We start from the raw sequence: 8,315 nt of genomic DNA, 5'->3' as shown, positions 1-8,315 counted from the left end.
GCCGGGCACACGGCGGCGCGGCGGTTCCTTGGACGGCACTGCGTCACCTGCCGGGGCTCGTCGGGGTCGGGGTCGTCGCGGTGCGCCCGGTCGTGGCCGGGTCGTCGGCCGCGACGTCCGTCGCGGCGGCGTCCGTGGAGGTGGAGTCCGTGGAGTCCGCGAAGGTGGAGGCCGTGGAGACGGGGGAGGCGCCGGCCGAAGGGCTCGCGGTCTCCTCGCCCCCGGGAGCTCCGGCGGCCTGGGGTTCTCCGGTGGCCGCGGGCTCGTCGGTGGCCTGGGGCTCGTCGGTGGCGGCCGGCTCTTCGGTGGCGGCGGGGGTGTCCGCCGGGGACGGGGTGGGCGTGGGCCGCGGGTCGGCGGTGACCTCGGCGGGGACGCCCCGCACCGTGCCGTCCGGGTTCAGGAAGGCGGGGCTGCCGCCGGGGACCATGCCCAGTTCCCGGGCCCGCCGCTCCAGCGCGTCGGGCTGCGAGTAGCCGTCCACGTCCCGCTGGAGCGCCTGCTCCTCGTCGGTGAGGTCGGTCGTCTGCTTCCGCAGCTCGCTGAGGCGGAACGAGCCCTCGTTGAGCGCGGAGTTCAGCAGCAGGAGACAGATCAGCCCGCCGCCGAGGAGGACCACGACCAGCAGCATGAAGGGGGTACGGGCCGCGTTGCTCGGCGCCGACGGCATCAGCCGGGCCAGCCGGGCGGCACGTCCCTTCAGCGGTGCGGCCGGTTTGTTCACCGCGCCGCCTCCAGCGCCCCGGTGCCGTCGGCGGGAGTGCGCCTCGGGCCCGCGGTCACCGCTCCTCCTCGCGGATGCGTTCGGCGCCACGCAGCCGGGCCGGGGCGGCCCGCCGGTTCTCGGCGACCTCTTCCTCGGTGGGCAGTTCCGCGCCCCGGGTGAGGAGCTTCAGTCGGGGCTGGTACTTCTCGGGGACGACGGGCAGTCCGGGCGGCGCGGTGTTCGCGGCGCCCGCCGCGAACACCTGCTTGACCAGCCGGTCCTCCAGCGAGTGGTAGGACAGCACGGCGATCCGGCCGCCGACCGCGAGGGAGGAGACCGCGGCGGGGACGGCGTTCTCCAGGACCGTGAGTTCGCCGTTCACCTCGATGCGCAGCGCCTGGAAGGTGCGCTTGGCCGGGTTGCCGCCGGTGCGCTTGGCGGCCTGCGGCAGGGAGTCACGGATCAGTTCGACCAGCCGGGCGCTGTTGGTGAACGGTTCCTTCTCGCGCTCGCGCACGACGGCCGAGACGATCCGCTTGGCCTGCTTCTCCTCGCCGTACGCGCGCAGGATGCGGACCAGTTCGCCCGGCGGGTAGGTGTTGAGGACCTCCGCCGCGCCGATCCCGGTGGTCTGGTCCATGCGCATGTCGAGCGGCGCGTCCTGGGCATACGCGAATCCCCGGTCGGCCTCGTCCAGCTGCATGGAGGAGACGCCGAGGTCGAAGAGGACGCCCTGGACCTTGGGGATGCCGAGCCGGTCCAGCACCTCGGGCAGTTCGTCGTAGACCGCGTGCACCAGGGTGGCGCGGTCGCCGTACGGGGCGAGGCGCTCGCCGGAGAGCCGGAGTGCCTCCTTGTCCCGGTCGAGGGCGACCAGTCGTACCTCGGGGAAGGCGGTGAGCAGGGCCTCGCTGTGTCCGCCGAGTCCGAGGGTGCAGTCGACGACCACCGGTGGGGTGCCGCCCTCCCGCCGCAGAGCCGGGGCCAACAGGTCCAGGCATCGCTGGAGCATCACCGGGACGTGTCGGGTCTGGCTCAATGCGCCCTCTCAGGCTCAGGTCCGTGTGGCGGCACATGCGGCCTGGTCCCCGCCCGCTCAGAAGGGGAGGCCTGCCGGCGCCGGGGAAGGGGCGCCGGCCGGCCATGAGCGGGAGAGGGCCGGGCCGCACGTTCGCCGCACATCACGGGGACATCGGAAATGCGGGGGAAAATACGGGGAAACGCGAAGAAAGACGAAGAAGCACGGAGAAACGCCGGGAAAAGCTGATCGGTACGGGGGAACGCTGAGGAATACGGAACAACGACTACTGCGACTGCTTGCCGGGACCACTGCGACCCGTCGCGGGAACCGCTGGAACCGCCGCGGTCGCGGAAAGGACCGGAACATGCGACGGAAACGCTCGGAGCCCGCGGAACGCGACCGGCCTTCCGGCCGACCGGTAACCTCGCGTCACTTTAGTCCACCCTGCCATTCGATCGATTCCGGATCAACGAACCGCACAGCGCGTCGCCCCGCTCCGGTGGCCCACGGTCCTCACCCGGACGGGCGAGCCGCGGCAAGTCCTGTGGGTTAGCTCACAACAAGCCTCGTTGACGTTCTTTGTCCTTTTCCCCAGGCCGCTCCGAGCAGGTGGGACGGCTAACGTCGTAGTCATGTCGACTTCCGCACAGTCCCCTTCCGCCGCCGCCCCCGCCTCTCCGGACGTGCCCCTCGCGGGCGGCACCGTCACGGACCGCCTGGTGGAGGCGAACGGCCAGTACGCGAGTGCCTTCACCGACCCGGGCATGGACGCCCGTCCGGTCCAGAAGGTCGCCGTGGTCGCCTGCATGGACGCCCGTATCGACCTGCACGCCGCGCTCGGTCTGGAACTCGGCGACTGCCACACCATCCGCAACGCGGGCGGTGTGGTCACCGACGACGTGATCCGGTCGCTCACCATCAGCCAGCGGGCGCTGGGCACGCGCAGCGTGATACTCATCCACCACACCACCTGCGGCCTCGAATCGCTGACGGAGGACTTCCGCCACGAGCTGGAGCTGGAGGTCGGCCAGCGGCCCGTGTGGGCCGTGGAGTCCTTCTCCGACGTCGACCAGGACGTGCGCCAGTCGATCCAGCGGGTCCGTACCTCGCCGTTCCTCCTGCACACCGACGACGTCCGGGGCTTCGTCTTCGACGTCAAGACCGGTCTGCTGCGCGAGATCTCCCCGGTCTCCTGACCCTCCCGCCCCGGCGGCCCGCGGGGGCCGCCGGGGGCCACGGACCGCGTCACGGGGTCGCCCGTCGGGTCCTCCCTCTTGCCGGCTCCCTCCGCCGGACCCCTTCCTCACCAGCGCTTCACCGATCGCCTCCGCCCGCCGCCGACTGCCCGGTCCCGGCACCCGTCGCGACTCGTACCGGCGTCCGAATATCGACAACACCCGACATATCGGCTCCGGTTGTCCGCAGGCGAGTGACACGAAGCGGTAACGGCAACAAGAATGCGGTGGGTGACGCACTCCGGGGCTTCCGGAGGGGCGTCCGCAATCGGGGTGGGCCAGGCCGTTCGACGGCGCGGGCCCGTGCGTGAAGGGCCGAGGAGGACCGGGTGACCACCTATGACGAGCGAGCGAACCTCACAGATCTGACCACCACGACGGAGCGGGTGCGCGGGTCGGTGGAGCGCGTGATCGAGGGCAAGCCCGAGGTCGTACGGATCGCGCTGACCGTTCTGCTCGCCGAGGGTCACCTGCTGATCGAGGATGTGCCCGGGGTCGGCAAGACCATGCTGGCCAAGGCGCTGGCCCGGTCCATCGACTGTTCGGTGCGCCGCATCCAGTTCACTCCTGACCTGCTGCCCTCGGACATCACCGGGGTGTCCGTCTTCGACCAGCAGCGCAAGGACTTCGAGTTCAAGCCGGGCGCCATCTTCGCCCAGATCGTGATCGGCGACGAGATCAACCGCGCGTCACCCAAGACGCAGTCCGCGCTCCTGGAGTCGATGGAGGAGCGGCAGGTCACGACCGACGGGCAGACCTACGCGCTGCCCGACCCCTTCATGGTCGTCGCGACCCAGAACCCGGTCGAGATGGAGGGCACCTATCCGCTGCCCGAGGCCCAGCGCGACCGGTTCATGGCCCGGGTGTCCATGGGGTACCCCAGCCTGGAGGCCGAGCTGCGGATGCTCGACGTGCACGGCGGGGTCCCGCCGCTGGACGACCTCCAGCCGGTGGCCCACGCCCACGACATCGTGAAGCTGATCGACGCGGTCCGCTCGGTGCACGTCGCCGAGTCGGTACGGCGGTACACCGTCGAACTGGTCCAGGCCACCCGCAGCCACCCCGACCTGCGGCTCGGTGCCTCCCCCCGGGCCAGCCTGCATCTGCTGCGCGCGGCGAAGGCTTCGGCGGCCCTCGGCGGCCGGGACTACGCGCTGCCCGACGACGTCCAGGCGCTCGCGGTGCCGGTGCTGGCCCACCGTCTGCTGCCCACCGCGCAGGCGCAGCTGAACCGCCGCACGGCGGAGCAGGTGGTGCAGGAGATCCTGCAGCGCACGCCCGTACCCACCTCGCCGGACTCGGTGGCCACCGACCGGCGGGTTCCTCCGTATCCGCAGGGCGGTCCGGCGTACGCGCCCGGCACGCGGCGGCCGTGATGGCGGACGCGCACCGGGGCCCCGGCCCCCGCGGTGGCGTGGCCGGCGACGGCGCGGACGGCGACAGAGGCACCCTGCGGGCGGCGCTGGGCGGGCTGACCACCCGGGGCCGCTCCTTCCTGGCCGCCGGAATCGCCGCCGCTGTCTGCGCCTACGTACTGGGCCAGGCCGACCTGCTCCGGGTCGGCATGCTGCTCGCCGTGCTGCCGCTCGTCTGCGCGGGCGCGCTCCACCGCACCCGCTACCGGGTGGTCGGCACCCGTCGGTTGTCGCCCTCGCGGGTGCCCGCGGGCTCGGAGGCGCGGGTCCGTCTGCGGGTGGACAACGCCTCGCGGCTGCCCTCCGGGCTGCTGATGCTGCAGGACCGTGTTCCGTACGTGCTCGGCCCCAGGCCGCGTTTCGTTTTGGACCGGGTGGAGCCCGGCGGGCGGCGGGAGGTGTCCTACCGGGTCCGCTCGGACCTGCGCGGCCGGTATCCGCTGGGACCGTTGCAACTGCGGCTGGCCGATCCGTTCGGGATGTGCGAGCTGACCCGTTCCTTCAGCGCCCACGACACCCTGGTGGTGATCCCCCGCACCCAGGCGCTGCCGCCGCTCCGGCTGACCGGGGCGGCCTCCGGGTACGGCGACGGGCGTCAGCGCTCGCTCGCCCAGGCGGGCGAGGACGACGTGCTGCCGCGCGGTTACCGGCACGGCGACGATCTGCGCCGGGTCCACTGGCGCTCCACCGCGCGCTACGGCGAGCTGATGGTGCGCCGGGAGGAGCAGCCCCAGCGGGCGCGGGCCTCGGTGCTGCTGGACACCCGGCGGTCGGCCTTCCGGGGCGCCGGACCCGACTCGGCGTTCGAGTGGGCGGTGTCGGCGGCGGCCTCCGCCCTGGCCCACCTGGTGGAAAGGGGCTTCGCGGTACGGCTGCTGACCGACGAGGGCGGGGCCGGCCACGGTGACGGCCCGGACGGATTCTCGGGTTCTTCCGGCTCCGGCTCCGGCTCCGGCCACGGGTCCGCCGAGGTGGCCGGCCTGCTGCTGGACACCCTCGCGGTCGTCGAGCATTCCGACGCGTCCGGCCTGGCCGGGGCGCACGACGTGCTGCGCGGTGGGCACGAGGGGCTGCTGCTCGCCTTCCTGGGCGACCTCGACGAGGAGCAGGTGGCGGTCGCGGCGGCCATGCGGCGACGCAGCGGAGCGGCCGTCGCGTTCGTACTGGACGGCGAGGAGTGGGCGCCGGGCGCCGGGCAGGGTCCGGCGACCCCGCTCGCGGAGCGGCTGCGGCTGCTGCGCGAGGCGGGCTGGACCGCGGTGCCGGTGCCGCCCGGGGCGGACCTCGCCCGGGTGTGGCAGCAGGCCGGGCAGCCCGGTGACACCCAGCCCGCCGGTGGCGGCGCTGCGACAGGTTTCTCCGGAGGATGGTCATGAGCGGTCCGGTGCGGCTCGCCCTGTGCGCCTACGCGGCGACACTGCTGGCGTCGGGGGCGCTGCTGCCCCTGGTCGACCCCTGGACGTGGATCTGCGAGGCCGCGCTGCTGCTCGCGGTGCAGAGCGCGGCGGGTGCGCTGGCGCGACGGTTCGTCCCGGCGCGCACGGGGGCCGTCGGCGTGCAGGCGCTGGTCACCCTGGTGCTGCTGACGGCCGCGTTCGCCGGTGACCGGGCGTTGTTCGGGGTGCTGCCCGGACCGCAGGCCGTCCAGTGGCTGGGCGACCTGCTGACGGCGGGCACGGACGACGTCGGCCGGTACGCGACCCCCGCGCCGATGACGGACGGCATCCGGCTGCTGCTGGTCGGCGGGGTCCTCCTGATCGGGCTGCTGGTCGACGTCCTGGCGGTGACGTTGCGCGCCGCCGCGCCGGCCGGGCTTCCGCTGCTCGCGCTGTACTCGGTGGCGGCCGGGCTCTCCGACGGCGGGGCGAGCCGGCTCCTGTTCTTCCTGGCCGCGGCTGGTTACCTGCTGCTCCTGCTCGCGGAGGGCCGGGACCGTACCGCGCAGTGGGGCCGGCTCTTCGGTGGCCCCGCGCGCGGACGGCCGGCGCCGGGCAGCCGGGTGAAGCGCCCGGTACGGACCGGGCACCGGATCGGCGCGCTGGCACTGGGCGTCGCCCTGCTCGTACCGGGCTCGATGTCCACGCTCGGCGGCGGTCTGCTGGGCGACCTCGGCACGGGCAACGGGCGGGGCGGGGGCGGGGGCACGATCTCCGCGGTGAACCCGCTGGTCTCCCTCCAGGACAACCTCAACCAGTCGGACAACCGGGAGGTGCTGACGTACCGCGGCGCCGACGGCGCCCCGCAGGGCACCTATCTGCGCATCCTCTCCCTCGACCGGTTCACCGGAAGCGAGTGGCTGCCGTCCAAGCGTGCGCTGCGCGACGTACCGGACCGGCTCCCGCAGCCGGTGGGCCTCGGGAAGGACGTACTGGCCACGGAGGTGACCGCGGAGATCGCCGCGTCCGACGACTACCGGCAGGACTATCTGCCGATGCCGTACCCGGCGACCGAGGTCCGGATCGACGGCCGGTGGCGGTACGAGCCCGAGGGGCGCACCCTCATCGGCGACGGCGGCCAGACGACGGGCGGGAAGCGGTACCGGGTCAGCAGCCTGATGGTGGAGCCGACGGCGGCGCAGCTCGCGGCGGCCGGTCTGCCTCCCAAGGAGCTGACCCTGGAGTACACCGAGGTGCCGACGTCCCTGCCGGACGTGGTGGCGGAGACGGCCGCGCAGGTCACCCGGGGTTCGGCCAACCACTACGAGCAGGCCGTGGCGCTGCAGGACTGGTTCGCGCAGAACGGCGGGTTCAGTTACGACACGACGGTGAGCTCGGGCACCGGTACCGCGGCGATCGCACGGTTCCTGAAGGACCGCCGGGGCTTCTGCGTGCACTTCTCGTTCGCGATGGCGGCGATGGCCCGGACGCTGGGCATCCCCGCACGGGTCGCGGTGGGCTTCACCCCGGGGACGACGCAGGCGGACGGGTCCGTTTCGGTGGGGCTGCGGGACGCGCACGCCTGGCCCGAGCTGTACTTCGAGGGTGTGGGATGGACCCGCTTCGAGCCGACTCCGACCCGGGGATCGGTGCCCTCGTACACGGTGCCCGAGGCTCCCACCGGGTCCACCGACACCTCGGCCGCCCCGACCGCCTCGACCTCGGCGCAGCCCTCGGCCGCCCCGACCGCTTCGGAGAGCTGCTCGGCGCTGATGCGCCGGGAGGGTGCCTGCGGGCCGTCGGCCGCCCCGGTCGCCACCGACACGGCCGGGCCGGGGTTCCCGCTCGGCACGGTGGTCCTGGTGGTGCTCGGCGCCGCGCTGGTCGTACTGATCCCACTGTCGCCGCTGCTGTGGCGGACCCGGCTGCGGTCCCGGCGCCTGTACGGGTCGGGCGGGCGGACCCCCTCGGACGCGACGGCGAGAACGCTGGCGGTCTGGCAGGAGATCACGGACACGGCCTGGGACCACGGCATCGACCCGGACGACGCGCTGACCCCGCGCAGGGCGGCCGACCGCATCGTCCGGCTGGGCGGGCTGGACGATGAGCCGGCGGCGGCCCTGCGCCGGGTGGCGGGAGCGGTGGAGCAGGTGCTCTACGCGCCCCGGCCGCAGCCGCCGGCCCGTGCGGCCGAGGACGCGGTGACCGTGGGGGCGGCACTGGCCGGGCGGGCGAGCCGGTCCACCCGGCTCCGCGCCGCACTCGCTCCCCGCTCGGCCGTCCGGGTGGTGTGGGCGGTCTCGGAGCGCCGGACGGCGCTGGCGAAGCGGTTCTCGGAGCGGTGGGAGGCAGTCGGCCGGTCCCTCCGCCCGACCCGCCCCCGGGGCTGAGCCGGAGAGGGCGTGCGGGGCCGGGGCGTGCGGGGCCAGGTGTTCCCGGGCCCCGCGGGGCCGCAGGGCCGCAGGGCCCCATGCTTTCGGTGCGCGGGGCCCGGGGCAACTCGTGACGCGGAAAACGTGTGGCACACCCCACAAGCGAAACGGTCCCGTTTCGCTTGGCGGT

General features: G+C 73.9%; 6 protein-coding genes. 4 read left to right on the top strand and 2 right to left on the bottom strand.

What is annotated here, in order from left to right; translation table 11 throughout:
* Nucleotides 1-43: 43 nt before the first annotated feature.
* Both ACWD3D_RS29090 and rsmH read right to left on the bottom strand, forming a co-directional pair.
* A complete protein-coding gene (locus ACWD3D_RS29090) occupies nt 44-724 on the bottom strand; it encodes a septum formation initiator (protein WP_451463752.1) in 681 nt (226 codons plus the stop codon).
* Between the two features lie 55 nt (nt 725-779).
* Complete coding sequence (gene rsmH, locus ACWD3D_RS29085; protein ID WP_451463751.1) at nt 780-1,745, bottom strand: 16S rRNA (cytosine(1402)-N(4))-methyltransferase RsmH; 966 nt, start codon at nt 1,743-1,745, stop codon at nt 780-782.
* A 614-nt stretch (nt 1,746-2,359) separates the two neighbouring features.
* Between rsmH and ACWD3D_RS29080 the strand changes: the two genes are divergently transcribed.
* The 4 genes from ACWD3D_RS29080 (at nt 2,360) to ACWD3D_RS29065 (ending at nt 8,143) form a co-directional block, all read left to right on the top strand.
* Entirely contained in the window at nt 2,360-2,923 is a 564-nt protein-coding gene (locus ACWD3D_RS29080; RefSeq protein ID WP_451463750.1) for a beta-class carbonic anhydrase, read from the top strand.
* A 368-nt stretch (nt 2,924-3,291) separates the two neighbouring features.
* Complete coding sequence (locus ACWD3D_RS29075; protein ID WP_451463749.1) at nt 3,292-4,338, top strand: AAA family ATPase; 1,047 nt, start codon at nt 3,292-3,294, stop codon at nt 4,336-4,338.
* Nucleotides 4,338-5,753 carry a DUF58 domain-containing protein gene (locus tag ACWD3D_RS29070; protein WP_451463748.1) on the top strand — a complete coding sequence of 472 codons (1,416 nt, stop codon included), beginning with the start codon at nt 4,338-4,340 and terminating at the stop codon, nt 5,751-5,753. The genes ACWD3D_RS29075 and ACWD3D_RS29070 overlap by 1 nt, the downstream gene beginning before the upstream one ends.
* Nucleotides 5,750-8,143, top strand: a complete 2,394-nt coding sequence (locus tag ACWD3D_RS29065) for a transglutaminase TgpA family protein (RefSeq protein ID WP_451463747.1) — start codon at nt 5,750-5,752, stop codon at nt 8,141-8,143. The genes ACWD3D_RS29070 and ACWD3D_RS29065 overlap by 4 nt, the downstream gene beginning before the upstream one ends.
* The last annotated feature ends 172 nt before the right edge of the window (nt 8,144-8,315 follow it).

It is taken from the genome of Streptomyces sp. NPDC002690, assembly GCF_053592415.1.
Note: the sequence above shows the minus strand (reverse complement) of the source record. Positions and strands in the feature narration are given on the sequence as shown.

Bases quoted from the DNA above. Each gene is read 5' to 3' on its own strand.
- ACWD3D_RS29080 (WP_451463750.1), top strand. From the start codon at position 2,360: ATGTCGACTTCCGCACAGTCCCCTTCCGCCGCCGCCCCCGCCTCTCCG.
- ACWD3D_RS29070 (WP_451463748.1), top strand. From the start codon at position 4,338: ATGGCGGACGCGCACCGGGGCCCCGGCCCCCGCGGTGGCGTGGCCGGC.
- ACWD3D_RS29065 (WP_451463747.1), top strand. From the start codon at position 5,750: ATGAGCGGTCCGGTGCGGCTCGCCCTGTGCGCCTACGCGGCGACACTG.